Genomic DNA, 24,660 nt, shown 5'->3' with positions numbered 1-24,660 from the left:
GTTCGGAATAACGGCATCCAGTTCACGTTCCCGCCGCGCTACGCCGATGGCCCTACGGCCACTTACATCACGCACATGTTTGACATGCGTTGCCGTGAGAACGGGATCGAACACCGGCTCACCAAAATCAAGCATCCCTGGACCAACGGCCAGGTCGAGCGAATGAACCGAACGATCAAGGAAGCGACTGTCAAACGTTACCACTACGACAGCCATGCCCAGTTAACCGCCCACCTTCATGACTTCGTTGACGCCTACAATTACGGCCGTCGGTTAAAGACACTGCGCGGCCTAACGCCCTACGAATACATCTGCAAAATCTGGGCAACAGAGCCGGGACGGTTTAAACTCAATCCGCACCATCAAATGCCGGGACCAAACACCTAAATAATCTTGCGGCGCTATGGGGGACATAGCGAAGAGGGGGCACCGCCGCGCATGAGCTTTTCCGTCTATGTCACCGGCCTTTCCATGGGCCTCAGCCTGATCCTCGCCATCGGCGCGCAGAACGCCTTCGTGTTGCGGCAGGGGCTGCGCAACGAGCATGTCTTCGCCATCTGCCTTACCTGCGCCCTGTCCGACGCGATACTGATCCTCATCGGCATCACCAGCTTCCGGCAGATCGCCGCGGTGCTTCCCTGGCTCGAGCCGGTGATGCGCTATGGCGGCGCTGCGTTCCTCGTCTGGTATGGCGCAAAAAACCTCTGTTCCGCTTTTCGCTCCTCCGGCGCGCTCTCGGCGGGGGAGGGGAAGGCTGCCGGCCTCGGCAAGGCGCTTCTCACCTGCCTTGCGCTCACCTGGCTCAATCCGCATGTCTACCTCGACACGGTCGTATTGTTGGGCACGATCTCGACGCGCTTTCCCGGCCTGGAATCCTCTTTCGCCGCTGGCGCAGTGACGGCCTCGTTTCTGTTCTTCTTCTCGCTTGGCTATGGTGCGACGAAGCTGCGGCCGGTCTTTGCCAATCCAGCCGCCTGGCGGGTGCTGGAGGGGATTGTCGCGGTGACAATGTGGCTGATCGCCTTCAAGCTCGCCAGCGGTCTATGATCGGCAGCACAGAGGGGGAGCCATGACTATTTTTCGCGGCCTTTCGGCCTTTTCCATCACGCCGACAGATACGGCCGGCCGTGTTGATACGGTCGCGCTTGCCGGTCTGCTCCAGCGCATCCAGGCTGCGGGTGCTGATTCCGTTGGCCTTCTCGGCAGCACCGGCGGCTATGCCTTCCTGTCGCGCGACGAGCGGCGCCGGGCTGTCGATGCGGCGATGAAGAGCGTCGGCGGGAGGATCCCGCTCATCGTCGGCGTCGGCGCGCTGCGCACCGACGAGGCCGAGGCGCTCGCCCGTGACGCAAAGTCGGCCGGGGCCGATGGCCTGCTGCTCGCCCCCATGTCCTACACGCCCCTGACGGAGGAGGAGGTTTTCCAGCACATGGCCGCGGTTGCGACGGCGGGTGGCCTGCCGCTCTGCATTTACAACAATCCCGGCACCACCCGCTTCGTCTTCGGCGAAGGCCTGATCGCACGACTTGCACGATTGCCTGATATTGTTGCCGTCAAGATGCCGCTGCCGGCGGACGGTGATTTCTGCGCGGAACTCGCCCGGCTGCGCGTCCTGACGCCGAAGGATTTCTCCATCGGCTACAGTGGGGATTGGGGCGCGGCGCAATCGCTGCTTTCCGGCGGCGATGCCTGGTACAGCGTCTCGGCCGGCCTGCTTCCCGCCGAAGCCCTTGCGCTCACCCGCGCCGCGATGGCCGGTGACCGGGCCGACACGGAGCACCGTGACGGTTTTTTCCAGCCGCTCTGGGTGCTTTTCAGGGAGTTCGGCAGCTTCCGTGTCATGTATGCCATCGCCGATCTTCTCGGCCTTTGCTGCGTCACGCCGCCGCGCCCGATCCTGCCACTCGGTCCCGATGACATGCCGCGGGTGAAAGCGGCGCTTGAAAGCCTCGGTCTCAGGATCTGACACCCTTCGATCGGCGCTGAACCATGTGCCAGACGGCATGCCTTGGCTTCGTTCGCGTCATCGCCAGCGTGATCGTCCTGATACGGCCCGCGAAGACGAGACCCGTTGCGGCAAGCCCGTAGCGGCACGCATTCCCCCCTGTGCTGGCTGTCGGGCATGCGCGCCCGGCTTGCGCCATACGCTTTGGCAATCCGCGTGGCCTGAGCGGCGACCGTGTTCTCACACCGTCAGGTGGCGGCGGGCTTCTTGCGTGTCGAGCGTCTCGGCCGCGCCCTGGTGCACGATCTCGCCGCGGTCCATGATGTAGACGTGGTCGGCAAGCTCGCGGCAGAAATCGAGGTATTGCTCGACCAGCAGGATGGCCATGCCGGTGGAATCGCGCAGATATTTGATCGCCCGGCCGATATCCTTGATGATCGACGGCTGGATGCCCTCGGTCGGCTCGTCCAGCACGAGGATTTTTGGGCGCGTCACCAGCGCCCGGCCGATGGCGAGCTGCTGCTGTTGGCCGCCCGAGAGATCGCCGCCGCGCCGGCCGAGCATGGATTGCAGCACCGGGAACAGGCTGAAGATCTCGTTCGGGATGAAACGCTCCGAGCGCTTCACGGGAGCATAGCCGGATTCGAGGTTTTCCTTGACTGACAGCAGCGGGAAGATTTCTCGCCCCTGCGGCACATAGCCGATGCCGTGCTTGGCGCGGTTGTAGGGCGCCATGCCGTCGAGCTTCACGTCGTTGAACGTGACGGTGCCGGCGGAGAGCGGGTGCTGGCCGGTGATGGCACGCAAGAGGCTGGATTTGCCGACACCGTTGCGGCCGAGCACGCAGGTGATCTTGCCCATCTCGGCGGCGAGCGAGATGCCGCGCAGTGCCTGGGCGGCACCGTAGTGGAGGTTGGCTTTTTCGACGGTCAGCATGCGTCGGCTCCTTTTGTGGTGGAGGCCGTGTCACCTCCCTCTGCCTTGCCGGTCTCCCCCGCAAGGGGAAGGCTGTCGCATACGGAATTCGACGTAGCCGTTTTCCCCTTCTCCCCAGCGGGGAGAAGGTGGTCCGAAGGGTCGGATGAGAGGTTGATACGGAAGGAGTCTTCCGCTTTTTTGCCTTCGGCATCCCCCTCATCCGCCTGCCGGCACCTTTTCCCCGCTGGGGAGAAGGGGATGTAGCAACGGTTTCTCGCCATAGGCGATCGCCCTCCTCTTGCGGGGGAGACCGGCAGGGCAGAGGGGGGTGCCCAAGCAACCTGCTCCAGCGAAAGAAACACCGAATACATCCTCACCTCCCCAGATAGTTCTCGATGACCTTCTGGTCGGCGCTGACGAAATCGATCGAGCCTTCCGCCAGAACCGAGCCTTCCGCAAGGCAGGTCACCTTCACGCCGAGATCGCGGATGAAGCCCATGTCGTGCTCGACGACGACGACCGAGCGCGTCTTGGCGATTTCCTTCAGCAGGATCGCCGTCTCCGCCGTCTCGGCGTCCGTCATGCCGGCGACGGGTTCGTCGACCAGCAGCAGTTCCGGCTCCTGCGCCAGCAGCATGCCGATCTCCAGCCATTGTTTCTGGCCGTGGCTGAGGTTGGCCGCAAAGTCGTCCTTGCGGTTCATCAGGCGCACGGTCGAGAGGATTTCCTCGATGCGTGCCTTGTCCTCGGCGGTCAGGCGATAGAACAGCGTGGAGAAGACGCCACGCTTGCGGTTCAGCGCCAGTTCCAGATTGTCCCAGACGGTGTGGCTCTCGAAGACCGTCGGCTTCTGGAATTTTCGGCCGATGCCGAGCTGGGCGATCTCGGCCTCGTCCTTCTGGGTGAGGTCGATTACGCCCTTGAAGAAGACTTCGCCGGAATCCGGCCGCGTCTTGCCGGTGATGATGTCCATCATGGTGGTCTTGCCCGCACCGTTCGGGCCGATGATGGCGCGTAGCTCGCCGGGCTCGATGACGAAGGACAGCGAGTTCAGCGCCCTGAAGCCGTCGAAGGAGACGGAGACGCCGTCGAGATAGAGGATGCTGGTGGGCTTTGCATTGCTTGCGAGCGTGTTCATGCCGATTACTCCGCCGCCTGGGGTTCTGCCGCCGCAAAGGTGCGCGCCTCTTCGACGGCTTTCGCCTTGCGATAGTCCCTGCGCCGCTCGACAAACTGCCGCGCGGTGCCGACGATGCCCTTGGGCAGGAACAGCGTGACGAGCACGAAGAGCCCGCCGAGCGCAAACAGCCAGAATTCCGGGAAGGCGGCGGTGAAGATGCTTTTTCCCCCATTGACGAGGATGGCGCCGACGATCGGGCCGATCAGCGTGCCGCGCCCGCCGACCGCCGTCCAGATGACGACCTCGATGGAATTGGCCGGGTCGAACTCACCCGGATTGATGATGCCGACCTGCGGCACATAGAGCGCACCCGCGACGCCCGCCATCATGGCGGAGACCACGAAGGCGAAGAGCTTCATGTGCTCGACGCGGTAGCCGAGAAAGCGCGTGCGGCTTTCTGCATCGCGCACGCCGACGAGGATTGTTCCATATTTCGAGCGCACGATGCCCGAGGTGATGATGAGCGAGAGGGCGAGCGCGATGGCGGAGGCGGCGAAGAGCGCCGAGCGCGTGCCGTTCGACTGGATGTTGAAGCCTAAAATGTCCTTGAAGTCGGTGAGGCCGTTGTTGCCGCCGAAACCCATGTCGTTGCGGAAGAATGCGAGCAGCAAGGCGAAGGTCATCGCCTGGGTGATGATCGACAGGTAGACGCCATTGACGCGCGAGCGGAAGGCGAACCAGCCGAAGACGAAGGCGAGCAGGCCGGGCACGAGGATCGCCATCAGCGCGGCGAACCAGAACATGTCGAAACCGTACCAGAACCAGGGCAGTTCCTTCCAGTTGAGGAAGACCATGAAATCCGGCAGCAGCGGATTGCCGTAGGAGCCGCGCGCGCCGATCTGGCGCATCAGGTACATGCCCATGGCATAGCCGCCGAGCGCGAAGAAGGCGGCGTGTCCGAGTGAGAGGATGCCGCAGAAACCCCAGACGAGATCGAGCGCCAGCGCCAAGAGGGCGTAGGTGAGGTATTTGCCGAACAGCGAGACGATGTAGGTCGGGACGTGCAGCGGGTGGTCCGGCGCGGTCAGCAGGTTCAGCGCTGGCACGAGGGCGGCGAGGACCAGCAGGATCGCGACCGTGATGACGATGTTGCGCCCGAGGGCTTTTGCGAGAAACGAGGTGATCATGCTTCCACCGCCCTGCCTTTGAGTGCGAAGAGCCCGCGCGGCCGCTTCTGGATGAAGAGGATGATCAGCACGAGCACGAGGATTTTACCCAGCACCGCGCCGGCATAGGGTTCCAGGAACTTGTTGAGGATGCCGAGCGTGAAGGCGCCGACCAGCGTGCCCCAGAGATTGCCGACGCCGCCGAACACCACGACCATGAAGCTGTCGATGATGTAGCCCTGGCCGAGGTTCGGCGAGACGTTGTCGATCTGCGAGAGCGCGACGCCGGCAATGCCGGCAATGCCCGACCCCAGGGCAAAGGTCAGCGCATCGACCCAGGGCGTGCGGATGCCCATGGACGAGGCCATGCGGCGGTTCTGCGTGACGGCGCGCATCTGAAGGCCCATCGGCGTCTTCTTCAGGAGGAAGAGCAGGAAGGCGAAGACGGCGAGCGCAAAGAGGATGATCCACATGCGGTTCCAGGTGACCGTGAGGCCGCCGAGCTCGAAGGCGCCGGACATCCAGGACGGGTTGCCGACCTCCTGGTTGGTCGGGCCGAAGATCGAGCGCACGGCCTGTTGCAGGATCAGCGAGACGCCCCAGGTGGCGAGCAGCGTTTCGAGCGGCCTTCCATAGAGGAAGCGGATGATGCCGCGCTCCATGACGAGGCCGACGGCGCCGGTGACGAGGAAGGCGAGCGGCAGCGCGATGGCCAGCGACCATTCGAACAGGCCCGGCCAGGCGGCGCGGATATAGGCCTGCACCACGAAGGTGGTGTAGGCGCCGAGCATGACCATCTCGCCATGCGCCATGTTGATGATGCCCATCACGCCGAAGGTGATGGCAAGGCCGATCGCCGCGAGCAGCAGCACCGAGCCGAGCGACAGGCCGTACCAGATGTTTTGCGCGCCGGCCCAGAGCTCAAGCTGGTCCTCGATCTCTCGGATGCCGGCCTCGATATCGGGGCGCAGGCTTTCATCGGCGGAGGCGAGCGCCCCGGAGAGCAGCGACAGCGAGTCCCGCCCGCCGGTCTGGACGACCGTCGCGACGGCGGCCTTCTTCTCCTCCACCGGGCGATCTGACACCAGGATGGCGGCGGCGCGGGCCTTTTCGAGCACGGCCTTGACCGCACCGTCGGTTTCCGCGGCAAGCGCCGCGTCCAGCCCTTCGAGCGCATCGGCGGATGGCGTGCGCAGAATGGTGCTGGCCGCCTGAAGGCGCACGGACGTGTCGGGGCTCATCAGCGTCAGGCCGCCGAGCGCGGCACGGATCACCCGGCGCAGCCCGTTGTTGACCTTGACCTTTTCGAGCGCGGCCTTGGCTTCCTCGCCCGCCGCATCGCCCGTCAGGGCGTCGATCAGCGCGAAATTGGCGCCGGCCGGCTTGACGATGAAGACGGTGCCGTCGGCCTTGCGCTGATAGAGATCACCTTCGGCGAGCGCTTCGAGGGCGGGCACGATCTTGGGATCGCCGGTCTTCGCCAGCGCTTCGACCTGTTTCCGGTTTTCCTGGAAATTGCCGCCGCCGAGCGCATTGACCATGCTGCGCAGGTCGTCTGCCGCGCGAAGGTCGGTGGCGAGCAGCGTCACCATCACGCAGACGGCGATGAGCAGGCATTGCAGGAAACGATGGATGAGCCGCATGTGCATCTCATGGCCTCGAAGCGTTGGGTGATGTGGCCATTCCGAGTGGCGGGATGGCGGTTGGTCGGCAGGCCCCTCATCCGCCTGCCGGCACCTTCTCCCCGCAAGCGGGGAGAAGGGAATATGCCGTACCGCTTCCCCAATCCGCGCCCTTTTTCGGGGCACGTCCCCTCTCCCCGCTTGCGGGGAGAGGGTTAGGGTGAGGGGCAAACCACGCACCGGCAGGAAGGTGACCCGAAGGGTTTAGCAAAGGGGCTTCATGCACTCCCCTCAAGCCATCAGATCAGGAGCCCTTGCCGCCGCACTTGCCGGTGGCGACGTTGAAGTTGCCGCATTCCATGGGCTTGCGCCAATCGGCGATCAGGTCCTTGGAGTCGGGCAGGAAGTCCGACCATTCGTCGCCGACGACAAGGCCGGAGGTCTGCCACACGGTCTCGAACTGGCCGTCGGCCTGGATTTCGCCGATCAGCACGGGCTTGGTGATGTGGTGGTTCGGCATCATGGTGGAGAAGCCGCCCGACAGGTTCGGCACGGAGACGCCGATCATCGCGTCGAGCACGGCGTCCGTATCGGTCGTGCCGGCCTTTTCCACCGCCTTCAGCCACATGGCGAAGCCGATGTAGTGGGCTTCCATCGGGTCGTTGGTGACGCGCTTGTCGTTCTTGGTGAAGGCCTTCCACGTCTTGATAAATTCGGCATTCGCCGGGTTGTCGACGGACTGGAAGTAGTTCCAGGCGGCGAGATGGCCGACGAGCGGACCGGTGTCGAGGCCGGCGAGCTCTTCCTCACCCACCGAGAAGGCGACGACCGGAATGTCTTCCGCCTTGACGCCCTGGTTGCCGAGTTCCTTGTAGAAGGGAACGTTGGCGTCGCCGTTGATGGTGGAGACGACGGCCGTCTTCTTGCCGGCCGAGCCGAACTTCTTGATGTCGGAGACGATCGTCTGCCAGTCCGAGTGACCGAACGGCGTGTAATTGACCATGATGTCCTCGGGCTTCACGCCCTTGGAGATCAGGTAGGCTTCGAGGATCTTGTTCGTCGTGCGCGGATAGACATAGTCCGTGCCGGCCAGAACCCAGCGCTCGACGCCTTCGTTCTCGGCGAGGTAATCGACGGCCGGGATTGCCTGCTGGTTCGGCGCGGCACCCGTGTAGAAGACGTTGCGCTGGCTTTCTTCACCCTCGTACTGGACGGGGTAGAAGAGGATGGAGTTCAGCTCCTCGAAGACCGGCAGGACCGACTTGCGCGATACCGAGGTCCAGCAGCCGAAGACGGCCGAGACCTTGTTGACCGAGACCAGCTCGCGCGCCTTTTCGGCAAAGAGCGGCCAGTCGGAGGCCGGATCGACCACGACGGCTTCGAGCTTCTTGCCGAGAAGGCCGCCCTTCTTGTTCTGCTCCTCGATGAGCATCAACATGGCGTCCTTGAGGGTGGTCTCGGAAATCGCCATGGTGCCGGAAAGCGAATGCAGGATGCCGACCTTGATCGTGTCGTCGGCCGCGAACGCGCCGTGGAAGGCCGTCGTCGAGAGAATGGCTGCGAGCAGTGCGCCGGTGGCGCGCGCCTTGATGGACATGGTCTGAACCCCTCTGTTCTTTTGACCGCAACGGGGCGGATTGGTTTTTTACCGTTGCTTAAGAAACTATCGGACGGGGATGCTGCGCTGCACATACGTCATATTGCGTATACGGGAGGGAGAAGCGGGAAGTTTTTGCAGCGCAGCAGGAATTTCGGGGGCGCTGCATGTGTGTTACGAAAGAGCGTGTCGGGCGCACCGCCCCACCCTCTGTCATCCTCGGGCTTGACCCGAGGATCCAAGCCCCGGGTGCCGTATGGATCCTCGGGTCAAGCCCGAGGATGACAGAGGGTGGGGAGAGGGTGTGCCCAGATGCGTACGTGAGGGTCGGGTGAACACGGCCTCCGAACAACCGAGGGGAACGACAGCAGCCCATGGCCGCACGCCAGCGCATCATCCCGATCCGCCGCGAATACAATCGCTGGGTCGCCAACCAGACGCTGGAAGACTATGCGCTGCGTTTCACCGCCAAGAGCGCGCGGCGGTTCTCGTCCGACCGCATCTCGCAGACCGCCATCGGCGCCATTTCCTTCCTCGCGCTGGAAGCAATCGGCGGCGCGATCACCATGTCCTACGGCACGACGAACGCGCTCGTCGCCATTCTCGTCGCCAGCCTGATGATCCTTCTCGTCGGCCTGCCGATCAGCCGCTATGCCATCCGCCACGGCGTCGATATCGACCTTCTGACGCGCGGCGCGAGTTTCGGCTATATCGGCTCGACGCTGACCTCACTGATCTATGCGAGCTTCACCTTCATCCTCTTCGCCATCGAGGCGTCGATCATGTCCGGCGCGCTGGAGTTGGCGCTCGGCATCCCCTTGTGGATCGGCTACATCATCTCGTCCGTCGTGGTGATCCCGCTGGTCACGCACGGCGTCCAGCTCATTTCGCGTTTCCAGCTCGTCACCCAGCCGTTCTGGATCGTGCTCAACATCCTGCCTTTCGTCTTCATCGCCTTTGCGGATTTCGAGAAGGTCGGCGAATGGCTTGCCTATTCGGGCCTGCATCACCCCTCCGGCCCGCCCGGCACCTATGCACCGTTCAACCTCGTGGAATTCGGCGCGGCCTCGGCCGTCATCTTCGCGCTGATGGCGCAGATCGGCGAACAGGTCGACTTCCTGCGTTTCCTGCCGCCGGACGGGCAGAGGAAGCTGCACCACCGCATCGCCGTGTTCCTCGCCGGCTCGGGCTGGGTCATCGTCGGCGCGCCAAAACTGGTCGCCGGCTCCTTCCTCGTCGTTCTGGCACTGTCATCGGGCGTGCCCTCCACGCGGGCGGGCGATCCGGCGCAGATGTACTACACCGCCTTCGGCTACATGCTGCCGTGGGACATGGCGGCGCTGCTATTGATGGTCGCCTTCGTGGTGGTCTCGCAGCTCAAGATCAACGTGATGAACGCCTATGCCGGCTCGCTCGCCTGGTCGAACTTCTTCTCGCGCCTGACGCACAGCCATCCCGGCCGCGTCGTCTGGCTGGTTTTCAACGTGGCGATCGCGCTGCTCCTGATGGAACTCGGCATCTACCGGCTGCTGGAGGAAACGCTGGGCGTCTTCTCCATCGTCGCCATGGCCTGGCTCTGCACCATTTCGGCCGATCTCTTCGTCAACAAGCCGCTCGGCCTTTCGCCACCCGGTATTGAATTCAAGCGCGCCCATCTCTACGACATCAACCCGGTCGGCCTCGGCGCGATGAGCTTTTCCGCCGTCGTCGCGCTTGTCGCGCATTTCGGCACGTTCGGCGAAATCCCCGCCTCGCTCGCCCCCTATATCGCGGCGCTCGCCGCCTTCGTCGCCTCGCCGCTGATCGCCTGGGCAACGCGCGGCAAATATTACCTCGCGCGAAAGCCGCGCAGGAGTTGGGCGCTCCGGCAGACCATCACCTGCTCGATCTGCGAACACCCCTTCGAGCCCGAGGACATGGCCTGGTGCCCGGCCTATGCCGCGCCGATCTGCTCGCTGTGCTGTTCGCTCGACAGCCGCTGCCACGACCTCTGCAAGCCGAAGGCGCGCTTCAACGCACAGGTCGCAGGTGTCGCGAAAACCATCCTGCCGGAACCCGTGACATCGGCGCTCGCCACCCGCCTCGGCCGCTACGGCATCGCCACAGTGCTTTCGATCACCGGCATGGGCGTCATCCTCGCCATGATCGCCCATCAGGTCGGCACCCATTCGCCCGAGACGGCGGCGGTGGTGGAGCGCACCATCGCCGTGGTCTTCTTCGTCTTCGCCGTGGTGGCCGGCGTCGTCTGCTGGTTTTACGTGCTGGCGCATGACAGCCGGGTGGTCGCCGAGGAGGAATCCTCCCGCCAGACGACGCTGCTCCTGAAGGAAATCGCCGCGCACAAGAAGACGGACGCGGCGCTCCAGCAGGCGAAGGAAACGGCGGAAGCGGCGAACCGTGCCAAGAGCCGCTACGTCGTCGGCCTCAGCCACGAACTGCGCACGCCGCTCAACGCCGTGCTCGGCTATGCCCAGGTGCTGGAGCGCGACGAGAGCATTCCGCCGCAGCGCCAGGGGGCGATCCGCGTCATCAAGCGCAGCGCCGACCACCTCTCCGGCCTCATCGACGGCCTGCTCGACATTTCCAAGATCGAGGCGGGAAAACTTCAGGTCTATTCCAACGAGATCAACATCCACGATTTCCTCGACCAGATCATAGAAATGTTCCGCCCGCAGGCTCAGGCCAAGGGCGTCGCCTTCACGCACGAGCGCGCGAAAAACCTGCCGGCCTATGTGCGGACCGACGAGAAGCGCCTGCGCCAGATCCTCGTCAACCTCATCTCCAACGCGCTGAAATTCACCGACGCCGGCGAAATCCGCCTCGACGTCGCCTATCGCAGCCAGGTCGCCACCTTCACCGTCGCCGATAGCGGCCGCGGCATCCTCGAAAAGGACATTTCCCGCATCTTCGAACCGTTCCAGCGCGGAGATGCCGAACATGGCCGCATGCCGGGCCTCGGCCTCGGCCTCACCATCACGCGGCTTTTGACGCAGACGCTCGGCGGCGAGATTTCGGTGACGAGCGAGCGCGGCAAGGGCACGGCGTTCCGCGTGCGGCTGATGCTGTCGGCCGTCGATCGCCCCACGGCGCCGAAGGTGCGCCACATCAAGGGCTATGCCGGCGCGCGCCGCACCATCCTCGTCGTCGACGACAATGCCGACCACCGCAACCTGATGGAAGAGGTGCTGCGGCCGCTCGATTTCACCGTGCTGACGGCGAAGGGCGGGGCGGAATGCCTTGATCTGGTCGAGGGGCTGAAACCGGACCTCTTCCTCATCGACATCTCCATGCCCGGCATGAACGGCTGGGAACTGGTGGAGCGGTTGCGCGCGCTCGGCCAGACCGCGCCGATCGTCATGCTCTCGGCCAATATCGGCGACGGCTCGGCCTCCCGGACGGGCCATAACGACACGCTCGCCAAGCCCTTCGACCTGCGCCAGCTCACCGACACGCTCGCCCTCCATCTCGGCCTCGCCTGGACCTATCACGGCGAGGCGAAGGCGCAGGAACCGGCGGAGGCCAGCATCGTCATGCCCGAAAAGGACCATGTGGACGAGCTGATCCGGCTCGGCGAGATCGGCTATATCAGGGGCATCGAGGCGAAACTGGCCGAAATCGCCCGCGTGGCCGAACACCAGCCCTTTGCCGAGGCGGTGCGCGCCTATGTGCAGGTTTTCGACCTTGCCGGATACGACGCCTTCCTCAAAACCATGGACCCGGAGAAAGGACGCCGCCCGTGACCGAGGCCGCCACCCCGCGCGACATCGTGCTCCTCGTCGACGATTCCCCCGAAGCGCTCGGCTTCCTGACGGAGGCGCTGGAACAATCCGGATTTTCCGTGCTGATCGCCACCTCGGGCATGGCGGCGCTCAACATCGTCGATCGCATCACGCCCGACATCATCCTGCTCGACGCCGTCATGCCCGGCCTCGACGGGTTCGACACCTGCCTGAAGCTGAAGGCGAACCCCGCCGTCAGCCCCGTGCCCGTCGTCTTCATGACCGGCCTTACCGAGACCGAGCATGTGGTGCGGGCGCTGGAGGCCGGCGGCGTCGACTATCTGACGAAGCCGATCAACATCGACGAACTGCGCGCCCGCATCCGCGTGCATCTTTCCAACGCCCGCTCCGCCCAGAGCGCCCGGGTGGCGCTGGATGCCGCGGGCCGGCACCTGCTCGCCGTCAGCGGCGAGGGAAAGATCCGCTGGTCGACGCCGCAGGCGACGCGTCTCGTCAACGCCGCGACCGGCAGCGACGATGGCCTCGACGCCGTCTCCGGCCATATCAACGCCTGGATGAAGACCCGCGGCACCGCGCGCGAAAACACGTTCGCCATCCGCCAGACGGGCCAGGCGAGCCTGCAACTCGCCTTCCTCGGCGCGATCGGCGCGGACGAATATCTCTTCCGCCTGACGGCCGAGAACCGGCTGTCCGAGGACGAGGTGCTGCGCCAGCATTTCGGGGTGACCCAGCGCGAATCCGAGGTGCTGCTATGGATCGCCAAGGGCAAGTCGAACCGCGACATCGGCGAGATCCTCGGCCTCAGCGCCCGCACGGTCACGAAACATCTCGAACAGATCTATGTGAAACTCGGCGTCGAAAACCGCGCCTCGGCGGCGGTGAAGGCCGCACATGTGCTGCACGAGGTCTGACGCGTGCGGAAATATCCAAATTTCTAACGTGGTGGCGGAGATCGACGGCCGGACGATCGTGATGGCCGGTGGCGATGCGGTGGAGAGCGGTGCCGCCGCCGCTTTGGGGCATTGCGAACATGAGCCTCCCGCAAAGGCAGATTGCAGCCGTGATGCCGCGCGCCGCGCAGGTGTGTCCCCAAGCCAGCGCCGACCATATGGGAGGAACATCCCAGCGCAGACGGGCGATGACGGCGGGCGCAATCCAGCCCAGCAGAAACAGGATTGTGGCCAGCGTCACAGCTTTCGTCGGCGCTTCGGGGACTGTGTCCGTCATTGACAAAGACACCGGCGATCGACCGACCGGCCATTCCGTCCATGCCCAACAGAGAGCGCCATGCCGCTCCATTGTCGTTCGTCCGTAGCCTGCGGAAGAATACGATCGCCGGAAAGCCCCGTGCCAGTAGTGCGAGGAGGCGAGAGAGATCGGCAGGATCCATGGGCTGTGTGCGTCCATTTCATTGGGGTGCCACGCCACGATCTGCGCGCCGTGGCTGATTTTCAGCAAGGCCTTCTTTGGGTTCGCCGTAAAATCCGTATTGCTCTGGGCCTTTCTCCGTGCGGCTTGTCGGGCTTTTCAGCTGCTGCATCGGCCTTGCCATGCCGTCCTCTAAACACACCGGACGCTCGAGATGGGGATTGACAGGTACGTCACCCTCTAATAAGTTCGGTGACAGAACGAACTAAATAGGGTTGCAATGACCGACGCGCCTCGTATCTCCCGACAGTTCTCCCAACGCGCCGTCATGGAAGCGATCGTTCAGGGCGGTCCGATCTCGCGAGCGTCCATCGCGAAGCTGACGGGTCTGTCGAAACAGACGATCTCCGAGATCGTCCGGGACCTTGAGGATGGCGGTTGGGTCCGCGAAACCGGCCGGACCAGCGGGCATGTCGGTCGCACGGCCGTCACCTACGAATTGGTGGTCGATGCCGCCTTCATTGTCGCGGTCGATCTCGGCGGCACGAAGGTTCGCGTCGCCGTTACGGATCTTGCCGGGCAGATCGTGGTCGAGGATGCGGCGCCGACCGATCCGCGCGGCGGCGGCCATCTCGTGAGCCAGATTGCCGATATGGCCCTTTCTGCCGCGGCGAAGGCGGCGGTGCCGCGGGCGAAGCTACGGCTTGCCGTCGTCGGCGTTCCCGGCGCACCCGACAACCGGACCGGCCGCGTGCTGCTTGCGCCCAATATCCGCGATTTCGACAGCATGGACGTGCTGGAGGCTTTCCGGCGGGCGCTCGGCTTCGATGTCGTTCTGGAGAACGATGTCAATCTCGCGGCGCTCGGCGAAAGCTGGCAGGGGCAGGGGCAGGGCATCGACAATCTTGCCTATGTCGCACTCGGCACCGGTATTGGTAGCGGTCTCATCCTTGGCGGTCATCTCGTGCGTGGGGCGGCGAGCGCCGCTGGCGAAATGGGCTTCCTGCCGATCGGCACCGATCCCTTCGATCCGGAGTCCCTGCGCGTCGGGGCTTATGAGCGCGCGGTCGCCACCCACGGCATCATCGAACGGTATGAGGCTGCCGCGGGTCGGAAGATCGATGTCCCCGCTATCTTCGAGCGTGCGGCGGCGGGTGAGGCCGCGGCCGTTGCCGCCATCGACGAAACCGGCCGCCAGGTGGCCTGCGGCATCGCCGCCATCTGCGCCATCGCCAATCCGCAGCTCGTGATCCTCGGCGGCTCCATCGGCCTGCGCCCCGAAATCCTGGAGCGCGCCCGGCACTTTCTGCCGCAATGTTTCCCCTATCCTGTCGATCTCGTCTCCAGCGACCTCGGAGCTCGGGCAGCGCTTGTCGGGGCTACGGCTATCGGTCTCAGCCAGTTGCACAACACGTTGTTCGGTGTGGCGACACCGAGCGCCAGCCTTTCCCTTCCGCCCGCCGGAACGGACTCGCCCCAGGAGGCCGCAGAATGACGGCAGAGAACGATCTCTTCGCCCGCCTTCGGGCAGCCTTCGACCGCGACGCGGCGATCGACCTGTTCCGTGGCGCGATCCGGCATGACAGCATTACCGGCAACGAGGCGAATGTCGCCGCCTATCTCGCCGAGGCGATGCGCGCGCTGAACCTTTCCGCCTTGCAGACGGTGGATTTCCTGCCCGGTCGCCCGAATGTCTGGGGCAAGCGCGTCGGCGTGGGGCGTGGCCCGCACCTGCTTTTTATCGGCCATACGGATGTCGTGCATGTCGATGGCTGGCGCGAAAACTGGGCCGGTACGGAGCGCGAGGATCCCTTCGGCGCCGCCATCGTCGACGGCGCTGTGTGGGGACGCGGCGCGGGAGACCTCAAGGCCGGCATCACGTCTTCGCTCGCCGCCCTCGCTCTCCTCGATGCGGCGGGCATTAAACTTGCCGGCGATGTTTCCTTCGCCTTCGTCGGCGATGAGGAGAGCGGCCAGCCGGGCACCGGCGTTTCGGCCGGCATCAAGGATTATGTCACGCGGATCGAAACCGGGGAGGTCGAGCGGCCCGACTTCGTCGTCTATGTCGAGCCGACACAGCTTGCCGTCTATCCCGCACAAATCGGCTTCTTCATCGCGGATATCACGATCACCGGGCGCTCGGCCTATTTCGGCGTGCCGGAGCTGGGCAAGGATGCGTTGCGTGCCAGCCATGGTGTCATGAGCGCGCTCTGGAAGCACTCCGACGAAATTTCCGCCCGGGCCGAGCATGCGCTTGTCGGCCGCTCGTTTCTGCTGATCACCGGGCTCAGTGGCGGCGGCTACATCGCGGTGCCGGAAAAATGCGAACTCTCGCTCATCCGCAAGCTCCTGCCGGGTGAATCGCTCGATCAGGCGGCGGCCGAGATCGAGGCGACCGTGCGCGGTGCTATCGACGATCCCGAAATCACGGTGGCGTTTTCCTATCCGGCCGGCCGCGACCATGCGCTTGGCGGTACGGCGGCGGAGATCGATGCTGATAGGCCGGAGGTTGCGATGCTGTCGGAGGCGATCAGCGGGGCGCTTGCGGGCCGCGGCAACATTGCGGGCGCACCATTCTGGTCGGAATCGCCGTTCTTCGTGAACCGGCTGGGCATTCCCGCAGTCTACTGCGCGCCGGGCGATATCCGCAACTGCCACACCTACAACGAACATGTCGAGATCGAGGAATTTCTCGCGGGAGTCGTCGGCTTCGCGGCCTTCATGGCGCGCTTCTGCGGAACGGTGGAATGAACAACTCAAGCAAAAGAGGGAACAGGACCATGCAGATGACGAAATGGCTGGCCGGGGCATTGGCCGCCGGTCTTATCATGAGCGCCGCAACCGCCATCGCCCAGACCGTCGGCCCGGCCGGCGAGGCAGCGACGCCCAGCGCCGACGTGGCGCTGTCAGATGCCGATATCGCGGCGCTGAAGGACAAGGGCTACAAGGCGGCGCTCCTCTGGCACACCTCGTCGGATTTCACCAATGCGGTCGGCCAGGGCGCGACGGATGAGTTCAAGCGCGCCGGCATCGAGATCGCCGTGACGACCGATGCGCAGTTCGATGCCGCGCGTCAGCGCAGCGACATCGAGACGGCGCTTGCCGCCAAGCCGAACGTCATTCTCGCTCTGCCGCTCGATCCGGTTACGTCGGCCGAAGCGTTCCGCCAGGCCGTCGCCGACGGTGCCAAGCTGGTCTTCCTGTCGAATGTACCGAAGGACTACAAACACGGTGCGGATTATGCGTCCATCGTGACCGACGACCTCTTCCAGATGGGCAAGCAGGCGGCTGATGCGCTCGCCAAGTCGATCGGCGGCAAGGGCACGGTCGGCTACATCTTCCACGACGCGACCTACTACGTCACCAATCAGCGCGACCAGGCTTTCAAGTCGACCATCGAGAAGGATTATCCGGATATCAAGATCGTCGCGGAACAGGGCATTTCCGACCCGGCGCGCGCCGAGGAACTGGCCAATGCCATGCTGTTGCAGAACCCGGATCTCGACGGCATCTATGTCACTTGGGCCGAGCCCGCGGACGGTGTGCTGGCGGCGCTGCGTGGCGCGGGCAACACGAAGACGAAGATCGTCACGCTCGATCTCGCCGAGCCGGTGGCACTCGACATGGTCAAGGGCGGCAATGTGACGGCACTTGTCGCCGACAAGGCCTATGAGCTTGGCCGCGCCATGGCTGCTGCCGGCATGAAATCGCTGCTCGGCCAGGAAACGCCGGCCTTCGTCGTCGCCCCGGCGCTCACCGTTACCAAGGAGAACGTCTCCCAAGCCTGGAAAGACTCGCTGAACCGCGACGCGCCGCAATCGGTGCTCGACGCAGCGAAGTGACCGCCTGACTGCGGCGGCGCCAAACCGCCGCAGCCCCATCGCCCCAATGTTGCAGTTTCACGGGAGGAAACCATGCGTATCGCAACCACGCTCGCTTTGATGACCGGCCTTTTCGGCGCGCACGCCTTTGCCGCTGACGGAGCGACGACGGGCCCGCACGGCGAAACGCCGACGGCCGCCAGCACCGTCACGCTCACCGCCGAGGAAGAGCAGAAGATCAAGGACGGAAAATTCACCGCGGCCCTCGTCTGGCACGAGATGAGCGAATACACCAATGCGGTCAATGCCGGCGCCCAGGACGAGTTCAAGCGCCTCGGCATCGAGGTTGTCGCACAGACCGATGCCGGCTTCGACGGCGCGCGCCAGAAAGCGGATGTCGAGACGGTGCTGGCGAAGAAGCCGTCGATCATCGTGTCCCTGCCTGTCGATCCGGCCAGCGCCGCTACCGTCTATGACCCGGCCCGTGCGGCTGGCGTCAAGCTCGCCTTCGTCGACAACTCGCCGGCCGGCTACGAACACGGCAAGGACTATGTGACCATTGTTTCCGACGACCTCTTCCAGATGGGCAACAAGGCCGGCGTCGCCATGGCAGAGGCCTTGGGCAAGAAGGGCAAGGTCGGCTACATCTTCCACGATGCCGATTTCTACGTGACCAACCAGCGCGACCAGGCCTTCAAGAAGACCATCGAGCAGGATTATCCTGACATGAAGATCGTCGCTGAGCAGGGTATGGCCGATCCCGCCCGCAGCGAGGAGATCGCGCAGGCGATGGTGACGCAGCATCCCGATCTCGACGGCATCTATGTCACCTGGGCCGAGCCGGCGCTGAGCGTGCTTTCGGCACTGCGTTCGGCCGGCAACAGCCACACCAGGATCGTCACGCTCGACCTCAACGAGCCGGCCGCGCTCGACATGGTCAAGGGCGGCAGCGTCGCGGCGCTGATTGCCGACGAGGCCTATAATATCGGCGTCACGGCGGCCCGGTCCGCGGCGGGCGCGATGCTCGGCAAGGAGGCTGCCCCGTTCCTCGTCGTCGATTCCCTGGCGGTCACCAAGGACACGGTGAAGGAAGGCTGGAAGACGTCGCTGAACAAGGACGTTCCGCAGTCCATCGCCGACGCCTTGAAATAAGCGAAGCCCGGTCGGCTCTCATTCACGGAGGTAAATCATGTCCAGTACCAACCAGGGTGCCGCGGTCCGTGCGGCGGGGCTGGCCGGCCGCGTCAACCTGCAGCAATATGTCGTCTATTTCGGCTTCCTCGCGATCTTCCTGTTCTTCGCCATCGTGCTGAAGGACAGCGGGTTCCTGACGGTCCGCAACCTCTCGAACATCGTGCTGCAGACGGCGCCGGCGACGATCATGGCGATCGGTCTCGTCTTCGTCATGTCGGCGGGCGAGATCGACCTTTCCATCGGCTCGACGGTCGCCGTCGCGGCGCTCGCCGCGGCCGTCACCATGCAGTGTTACGGCATGGTGCCTGGCATCGCCGCCGGTCTCGGCTGCGGCCTGCTGATCGGTCTCGTCAACGGTGTGCTGGTCGCCTATGTGCGGCTGCCGTCCTTCCTCGTCACGCTGGCGACGCTCGGCCTCTTTGCCGGCGTCTCGCGCTCGATGACGGACCTGCGCAGCATTCCCGTCACGAACGAGACCTTCACCGGCTTCTTCGGCTCCGGCGCGCTCCTGGGCATTCCCTCGCTCATCTGGTGGACGGCCATCGCCGTCGCCTTCGGCCATATCCTCTACCGCGAGACCCGCTTCGGCGCCCATGTGCTGGCGGTCGGCGACAATGCGCGGGCGGCCAGCGTCTCCGGCATTTCCGTACCGAAGATGCGCCTTGCCGTGCTGATGATTTCGGGCGCGCTCGCCGGGCTTGCCGGCCTTCTCTATGCCGGACGTCTTCAAGCGGCGAAGTATACGCTCGGCGAGACCGACCTGATGACGGTCATTGCCGCCGTCATCGTCGGCGGCACGCTGCTCAACGGCGGCAAGGGCTCGATCATCGGTGCGCTCGTCGGCTCGCTGATGATGGGCATGCTCAACAACGGCCTCATCCTGATGGGCCTTTCCGTCTCCGACCAGATGATCGTTCGCGGTCTCATCATCCTTGCCGCAGTCGCCGTGTCGCTGCGCGAAAAATCCCGCTGAGGAGAACCTGAATGTTTCTCGACGTTCTGCGCCGGCGCAATCCCGGTTTCATCGAAGCCGCCCAGAAACTTCACCGCGAGGGCAAAATCCCGGCCAATGCCTATGTGATCGATCTCGACGCGATCGAGCGCAACGCCCGCATCCTCAAGGACGAGGCAACGCGGCTCGGCCTGAAAACCTTCGCCATGACGAAACAGTTCGGCCGGTCGAGCTCGGCTTGCAAGGCAATCCTCGCCGGCGGCATCGATCGCGCCGTCGCCGTCGACATGGCCTGCGCCAAGGCGACCCACCGGGCGGGCCTGAAGGTCGGCCATCTCGGCCATCTCCAGCAGGTTGCCCGTCATGAGGCGAACGGCGCCGCCGGTGTGCTCCAGCCGGATTACTGGACGGTCTTCAACGAGGCCAAGGCGCGCGAGGTCGCCGCCGGCGCCAAGGCGGCCGGCCGCACTCAGAACCTTCTCGCCCGTATCCACGCGGAAGGCGATACCTTCTATCGCGGCCATGAGGGCGGCTTCGACGCCAGCGATGTGGTCGCCGTTGCCGACATGTTTGATGGCCTCGAAGGTGGCCGCTTCGCCGGCATTACGACCTTCCCGGCGCTGCTCTTCGATCATCAGGCCCGCAAGGTGTTGCCCACCCCGAACCTTGCGACGCTGACGCAGACCGCCGAGGCGCTGGCGAAGGTCGGACGCCGCGACATCGAGGTCAACGCCCCCGGCACTACCTCCAGCGTGCTGCTTGCCGCGCTGGCGGAAGCCGGCGCCACGCAATGCGAACCCGGTAACGGTCTGCACGGCACGACGGCCCTGCATGTGGTGGAAGACCTGCCGGAGCTGCCCGCCATGCTCTACCTCACCGAGGTCTCGCACCTCTCGGGCGGCAAGGCCTATTGCTTCGGCGGCGGCTTCTACATCGATCCGATCTTCCCGGACTATGACGTGAAGGCCATCGTCTCCGACGAGCCGACTGTCGCCGCAAATGCCTTGCGCAGCGTCGAAATCCCGCCGCCCTCGGCCATCGACTATTACGCGATGATCGATGCAACCGGCCCGGGCGCACCAAAGCCGGGTGACACCGCTATCTTCGGTTTTCGCGGCCAGGCCTTCGTCACCCGTGCCTATGTCGTTGGCGTTTCCGGCATCTCCTCCGGTGCGCCGAAGGTCGAGACCGTCGAGAATACGGCTGGCGAAACCGCCGCCTGGCCGATCTGGGAGCAAAGGGCATGAAAGCGAACGCTGCCACCACGACCGGCCAGCCCATCCTGGCGCTGAAGGACATCCGCAAGACCTTCGGCGGCGTCGTCGCCATCGAGAACTTTTCGCTCGATGTCCATCCCGGCGAAATCGTCGCCCTTGTCGGCGACAACGGTGCCGGCAAGTCGACGCTGATCAAGATCATCTCCGGCGTGCACCCGCCGACCTCGGGTTCGATCGCCATCGAGGGTGAGGCCGTCGCCATGTCGAACGCGACGATGGCGCGTGCGCACGGCATCGAAGTCGTCTACCAGGATCTCGCGCTCGCCGACCAGCAGACGGTCTACATGAACATGTTTCTGGGCCGCGAGCCGACCAGGGCTTTCGGTCTGCTCGACCGCCGCCGCATGATTGACGAGACGGAAAAGCTGGTGAAGGAACTGGACGTACGCATCCCCTCCGCGCACGCGACGATCCGTGACCTCTCCGGCGGTCAGCGCCAGGGTGTCGCTATCGCCCGCGCGACCCATTGGGCCAGCAAGCTGATCCTGCTCGACGAACCGACCGCCGCGCTCGGCGTTGCCGAAACCGCCAAGGTGGAGGAGATCGTCGCCTCGCTGAAGACACGCAATATCGGCGTGCTGATCATCAGCCACAGCCTCGACCAGGTCTTCAAACTTTCCGACCGCATCTGCGTTTTGCGCCGCGGCAGGCAGATCGGTATCCGCGAGACGAAGAAGACCGACAAGAACGAGATCATCGCGATGATCACTGGCTTGCAGCAGAGCTGATTGCCGCTTTCAGGGTAACGGTATCTCGCCTGTGACATGCGGGACCGCGTAGCCGCGTTTCACGGGTGCGCGGCCTGCCATTGCGAGATACCAGCGCTGTACCTCGGGAAAGTCGCCAAGATCGATCACGTGGCGCTGGAAGCGCGAGACCCATGGCCAGATCGCGATGTCGGCGATCGAATAGTCGCCGGCGATATGCTCGCGACCGGCCAACCGTGCCTCGAGGGTGCTGTAGAGCCGGCGTGTTTCGCCCGCGAACAGGGCCTCGGCGAAGGGTGCCTTTCCGGGATTGTAGGTGAGGAAGGTATGCGCGTGCCCCAGTGTCGGGCCGAAGCCTCCTGCCTGCCAGAAGAGCCATTCGACGGCCTCGAACCGGGCGGGGCCGCTCGCCGGCAGCAAGCGGCCGGTCTTTTCCGCAAGGTAGAGAAGGATCGCGCTTGAATCGGAAAGCGTGACGCCCGTGTCATGGTCGATGATCGCCGGGATCTTCGAACCGGGATTGATTTTTCGGTATTCCGGCGAGAACTGGTCGCCCCGGGTGATATCGATCGTGTGGGGGCGATAGTCGAGGCCGAACTCTTCGAGCGCGATCGAGACCTTCAGACCGTTCGGAGTGATCCAGGTGTAGAGGTCGATCATCGTCAGTCGAACATCCTGTCCTCGACCGGCAGCGCCCGCATGGCGAAGCGCCCGGTCACGTCGTCGAGGCCTGCATAGAGCTGGCGCAGGGTATGCACGATCGCCTCGGCCCTTGGATCGCCGACACGATAGACGATCGCCTTGCCCTCCCTGCGCGCCATGACGATGCCGGCTTCACGCAGTTCGGCGAGCTGCTGCGACAGCGTTGGCTGGCGGATGCCGAGCTCCTCTTCGAGGGCAGAAACGGAGGCCTCCGTCTCCATGAGATAACAGATGATCGCGAGGCGATTGGCATTGCCAACCAGTTTCAGGAGCTCGCTGGCCTCGCCGACGCTGCGGCAAATTCGATTGGAGACCGGCTTGGTCAAGGACACACTCCCTATTGCTCTATAAAAAAGTAAAATGTCTCTCGCTCAAATTCAACGGCCGGGACAGCGCTATCGCCGATAGAAGCAGAAATATTCCTTATTCTATCGATTTAATAGAATTCTCATTGCGATCACGCCCGCAGGCCGGGACAGCCTTCCTCGCTTTCAATCTATAAAAAAGTAAATTGTCTCGCAGAATTGACATGCGGGAGTGAAAATGCGGATCGGCGTCCATCCGAACAATCTACATTTGCGGCTCGCCCGGCTCTGGCCGGGCAGCTTCGCGAAACTTGACCCGGAATTCGTGCCTTATGGCGAAGGGCGCGATACCGCCCGCTTGCTTGAAAGCGGCAGGATCCATTTTGGCGGCACGGGCTCGACACCGCCGATCGAGGCCGATGCGCTGGGGCTCGGCGTGCAGTACATCGCGGCTTCGGCGCCGCGCCCGGCCAATGGCGCGATTTTCGTGCGGGTGGACAGCGATATCCAGTCCATGGCCGGCCTTGCCGGCAAGCGGGTTTCCCTCGTCGATGGCTCCTTTCACACGTATCTGCTGGCGCGCAGCCTGGAAGGCGAGGGGCTCGGCCTGGCAGATGTGACGAGGGTCGAGAGCGCCCACCACGATTCCCTGGAGGAACTTCTGGAGGGCCGGGTCGATGCCTGGGTCGCCATGTCGCCACGCCTCGAAAGGGTCTCGGGCAGGCCGGACCTGCGACTGCTCGTCCGCTGCGGCGGGACCATTCCCAACCGCTCCCTCTTCTGGACGCTCGAACGGCACGCGCTGCCGGCCGAAACGATCCGGACCATCACGGACGAACTCGATCGTGTCGGCCGGGAAGTGACGGCGGATCTCCGCAAGGCGGCGGAGCTGCTGGCCGCGGAAGAGAACAGCGATGGCGATGCGGATGCCTGGGAGCGTGTCCTTCGCTCTCGGGATTTCTCCGTCGGTCCGGCGGGCGCGGAGATTATCGCCGAACAGCAGGCCGAGGCCGACACCCTTCACCGGCACGGTCTTTTTTCCACCGGGGTCGCATTGAAGCGATCGATCCTGTCCGCTTGAGGAGCCTTCGATGAACGTTCTCTGGTATATGTGCGCTCCGGATGGGGCTTATCCCTGGCAGCCGGAAGGCTCCCGCAAGGTCGATCTCGGATATTACAAGCAGCTCGCCCAGGCCTATGACCATCTCGGTTTTACCGGTGCGCTGTTTGCGACCGGTGCGCACGACGTCTGGGTGCTGGCAAGCGCGCTGCTGTCTTCCACGGAACGGATGAAACTCCTCGTCGCGATCCATCCCGGCCTCGTCGCGCCGACGCTGCTCGCCAAGATGGCGGCGACGCTGCAGGAGTTCTCGCGCGGGCGGCTGTTGATCAACATCGTCTCCGGCGACGCGAAGATGCTCGGCGCCTATGGCATGACCATGCCGCATGACGAGCGCTACGATATGGCGGATGAATATCTGCAGATCTGGCATCGGCTGTTTGCCGGCGAAACCGTCACGCACCAGGGCAGGTATTTCAAGACGGACGGTGCTCGGCTGGCGTTACCGGTCGGCGAGACCATCGCGCCGCCACCGCTCTGGTTCGGCGGATCCTCCGACAAGGCACTCGATGTCGCCGCCAGACATGTCGACACGTATCTGTCGTGGGGCGAGACGCCGGAGCAGATCAAGGAAAAGATCGACGCGGTGAAGGCGAGGGCGGACCGCTATGGCCGCAAGCTTGAATATGGCATCCGGCTCTACGTGATCGTGCGCGACACGGATGCCAAGGCCTGGGAGGCTGCTGCGGATCTCTACGACCGCATGGACGACACTGCAATTGCAGCCAATCAGCGCTTCGTCGGCCGGAGCGACTCCGTCGGCCAGCAGCGCATGACCGCGATGCACGGCGGCCTGAAGCCCACCAACCTGCGGGACCTGGAAGTCGCTCCGGATCTCTGGGCTGGCATCGGGCTTGTCCGGCCGGGACCGGGTACGGCGATCGTCGGTTCGCCCGATACCGTTATCCGGACGCTGGAGGCCTACCGGAAAGCCGGCGTCGAAACCTTCATCCTCTCCGGCATGCCCCTGCTCGAGGAAGCCTATCGTTTTGGCGAGACGGTTCTGCCGCGGCTCGATGTTTCCCGGGAGGTGTCGCAGGCGCGGCAATTCACCTGGTCGACACTCTTCGACCGCGACCTCTCGACGGTCAAGAGCGCCTGAGAGC

The 24,660-nt window shown here is 64.3% G+C and carries 21 protein-coding genes; 14 read left to right on the top strand and 7 right to left on the bottom strand.

The features are described 5' to 3' along the window. From AKG11_RS23935 to AKG11_RS23925, 3 genes are all read left to right on the top strand, one after another. On the top strand, nucleotides 1–387 hold a 387-nt coding region (locus AKG11_RS23935), incomplete at its 5' end, for an integrase core domain-containing protein (protein ID WP_245293366.1). Nucleotides 388–438: 51 nt separating this feature from the next. Continuing rightward, nucleotides 439–1,047: a LysE/ArgO family amino acid transporter gene (locus AKG11_RS23930; RefSeq protein ID WP_023512952.1), complete on the top strand. Its 609-nt coding sequence runs from the start codon at nucleotides 439–441 to the stop codon at nucleotides 1,045–1,047. A 22-nt stretch (nucleotides 1,048–1,069) separates the two neighbouring features. After that, nucleotides 1,070–1,966 (top strand): dihydrodipicolinate synthase family protein, encoded by an 897-nt coding sequence (locus AKG11_RS23925; protein ID WP_050745719.1) that lies wholly within the window; start codon nucleotides 1,070–1,072, stop codon nucleotides 1,964–1,966. Nucleotides 1,967–2,185: 219 nt separating this feature from the next. Here the strand turns inward: AKG11_RS23925 and urtE are convergent, their stop codons facing one another. From urtE to urtA, 5 genes are all read right to left on the bottom strand, one after another. Next, nucleotides 2,186–2,881, bottom strand: a complete 696-nt coding sequence (gene urtE, locus AKG11_RS23920; RefSeq protein WP_050745718.1) for an urea ABC transporter ATP-binding subunit UrtE — start codon at nucleotides 2,879–2,881, stop codon at nucleotides 2,186–2,188. Between the two features lie 355 nt (nucleotides 2,882–3,236). After that, complete coding sequence (gene urtD, locus AKG11_RS23915; RefSeq protein ID WP_050745717.1) at nucleotides 3,237–4,001, bottom strand: urea ABC transporter ATP-binding protein UrtD; 765 nt, start codon at nucleotides 3,999–4,001, stop codon at nucleotides 3,237–3,239. 5 nt (nucleotides 4,002–4,006) lie between these two features. Then, the gene (urtC, locus tag AKG11_RS23910) at nucleotides 4,007–5,170 is read right to left on the bottom strand and encodes an urea ABC transporter permease subunit UrtC (RefSeq protein WP_050745716.1); all 1,164 of its coding nucleotides are present in this window, start codon (nucleotides 5,168–5,170) and stop codon (nucleotides 4,007–4,009) included. Beyond that, nucleotides 5,167–6,798 carry an urea ABC transporter permease subunit UrtB gene (urtB, locus tag AKG11_RS23905; protein ID WP_050745715.1) on the bottom strand — a complete coding sequence of 544 codons (1,632 nt, stop codon included), beginning with the start codon at nucleotides 6,796–6,798 and terminating at the stop codon, nucleotides 5,167–5,169. Before urtB ends, urtC begins: the two co-directional genes overlap by 4 nt. 277 nt (nucleotides 6,799–7,075) lie before the next feature. Next, nucleotides 7,076–8,368, bottom strand: coding sequence for an urea ABC transporter substrate-binding protein (urtA, locus tag AKG11_RS23900; protein ID WP_050745714.1), 1,293 nt, complete (start codon nucleotides 8,366–8,368; stop codon nucleotides 7,076–7,078). 374 nt (nucleotides 8,369–8,742) lie between these two features. Between urtA and AKG11_RS23895 the strand changes: the two genes are divergently transcribed. The 9 genes from AKG11_RS23895 to AKG11_RS23855 all read left to right on the top strand — a co-directional run bounded on the left by AKG11_RS23895 (nucleotide 8,743) and on the right by AKG11_RS23855 (nucleotide 21,448). Next, nucleotides 8,743–12,108: a hybrid sensor histidine kinase/response regulator gene (locus AKG11_RS23895; RefSeq protein ID WP_050745713.1), complete on the top strand. Its 3,366-nt coding sequence runs from the start codon at nucleotides 8,743–8,745 to the stop codon at nucleotides 12,106–12,108. Beyond that, entirely contained in the window at nucleotides 12,105–13,019 is a 915-nt protein-coding gene (locus tag AKG11_RS23890; protein ID WP_023512567.1) for a response regulator transcription factor, read from the top strand. The genes AKG11_RS23895 and AKG11_RS23890 overlap by 4 nt, the downstream gene beginning before the upstream one ends. 737 nt (nucleotides 13,020–13,756) lie before the next feature. Continuing rightward, entirely contained in the window at nucleotides 13,757–14,971 is a 1,215-nt protein-coding gene (locus AKG11_RS23885) for an ROK family transcriptional regulator (protein WP_050745712.1), read from the top strand. After that, nucleotides 14,968–16,227, top strand: a complete 1,260-nt coding sequence (locus AKG11_RS23880; RefSeq protein ID WP_050745711.1) for a M20 family metallopeptidase — start codon at nucleotides 14,968–14,970, stop codon at nucleotides 16,225–16,227. Before AKG11_RS23885 ends, AKG11_RS23880 begins: the two co-directional genes overlap by 4 nt. Nucleotides 16,228–16,256: 29 nt before the next feature. After that, on the top strand, nucleotides 16,257–17,318 hold the full coding sequence (locus AKG11_RS23875) for a substrate-binding domain-containing protein (protein ID WP_050745710.1): 1,062 nt from the start codon (nucleotides 16,257–16,259) through the stop codon (nucleotides 17,316–17,318). A 72-nt stretch (nucleotides 17,319–17,390) separates the two neighbouring features. Then, on the top strand, nucleotides 17,391–18,449 hold the full coding sequence (locus AKG11_RS23870; protein WP_050745709.1) for a substrate-binding domain-containing protein: 1,059 nt from the start codon (nucleotides 17,391–17,393) through the stop codon (nucleotides 18,447–18,449). A gap of 37 nt (nucleotides 18,450–18,486) precedes the next feature. Continuing rightward, nucleotides 18,487–19,464, top strand: a complete 978-nt coding sequence (locus AKG11_RS23865) for an ABC transporter permease (protein WP_050745708.1) — start codon at nucleotides 18,487–18,489, stop codon at nucleotides 19,462–19,464. An 11-nt stretch (nucleotides 19,465–19,475) separates the two neighbouring features. Beyond that, complete coding sequence (locus AKG11_RS23860; RefSeq protein ID WP_050745707.1) at nucleotides 19,476–20,690, top strand: alanine racemase; 1,215 nt, start codon at nucleotides 19,476–19,478, stop codon at nucleotides 20,688–20,690. After that, on the top strand, nucleotides 20,687–21,448 hold the full coding sequence (locus AKG11_RS23855) for an ATP-binding cassette domain-containing protein (RefSeq protein WP_050745706.1): 762 nt from the start codon (nucleotides 20,687–20,689) through the stop codon (nucleotides 21,446–21,448). Before AKG11_RS23860 ends, AKG11_RS23855 begins: the two co-directional genes overlap by 4 nt. A 9-nt stretch (nucleotides 21,449–21,457) precedes the next feature. Here the strand turns inward: AKG11_RS23855 and AKG11_RS23850 are convergent, their stop codons facing one another. Further along, nucleotides 21,458–22,087 carry a glutathione S-transferase family protein gene (locus AKG11_RS23850; protein WP_050745705.1) on the bottom strand — a complete coding sequence of 210 codons (630 nt, stop codon included), beginning with the start codon at nucleotides 22,085–22,087 and terminating at the stop codon, nucleotides 21,458–21,460. Nucleotides 22,088–22,089: 2 nt separating this feature from the next. Then, nucleotides 22,090–22,455 carry an ArsR/SmtB family transcription factor gene (locus AKG11_RS23845; protein ID WP_023512576.1) on the bottom strand — a complete coding sequence of 122 codons (366 nt, stop codon included), beginning with the start codon at nucleotides 22,453–22,455 and terminating at the stop codon, nucleotides 22,090–22,092. Between the two features lie 217 nt (nucleotides 22,456–22,672). Here AKG11_RS23845 and AKG11_RS23840 point away from each other — a divergent pair, with 217 nt between their 5' ends. Both AKG11_RS23840 and AKG11_RS23835 read left to right on the top strand, forming a co-directional pair. Further along, entirely contained in the window at nucleotides 22,673–23,515 is an 843-nt protein-coding gene (locus AKG11_RS23840; protein WP_050745704.1) for an ABC transporter substrate-binding protein, read from the top strand. A gap of 10 nt (nucleotides 23,516–23,525) precedes the next feature. Further along, nucleotides 23,526–24,656, top strand: a complete 1,131-nt coding sequence (locus tag AKG11_RS23835) for an LLM class flavin-dependent oxidoreductase (protein ID WP_050745703.1) — start codon at nucleotides 23,526–23,528, stop codon at nucleotides 24,654–24,656. Nucleotides 24,657–24,660: the final 4 nt, after the last annotated feature.

This window comes from Shinella sp. SUS2 (assembly GCF_001262505.1).
Taxonomy (GTDB): Bacteria; Pseudomonadota; Alphaproteobacteria; order Rhizobiales; family Rhizobiaceae; genus Shinella.
Note: the sequence above shows the minus strand (reverse complement) of the source record. Positions and strands in the feature narration are given on the sequence as shown.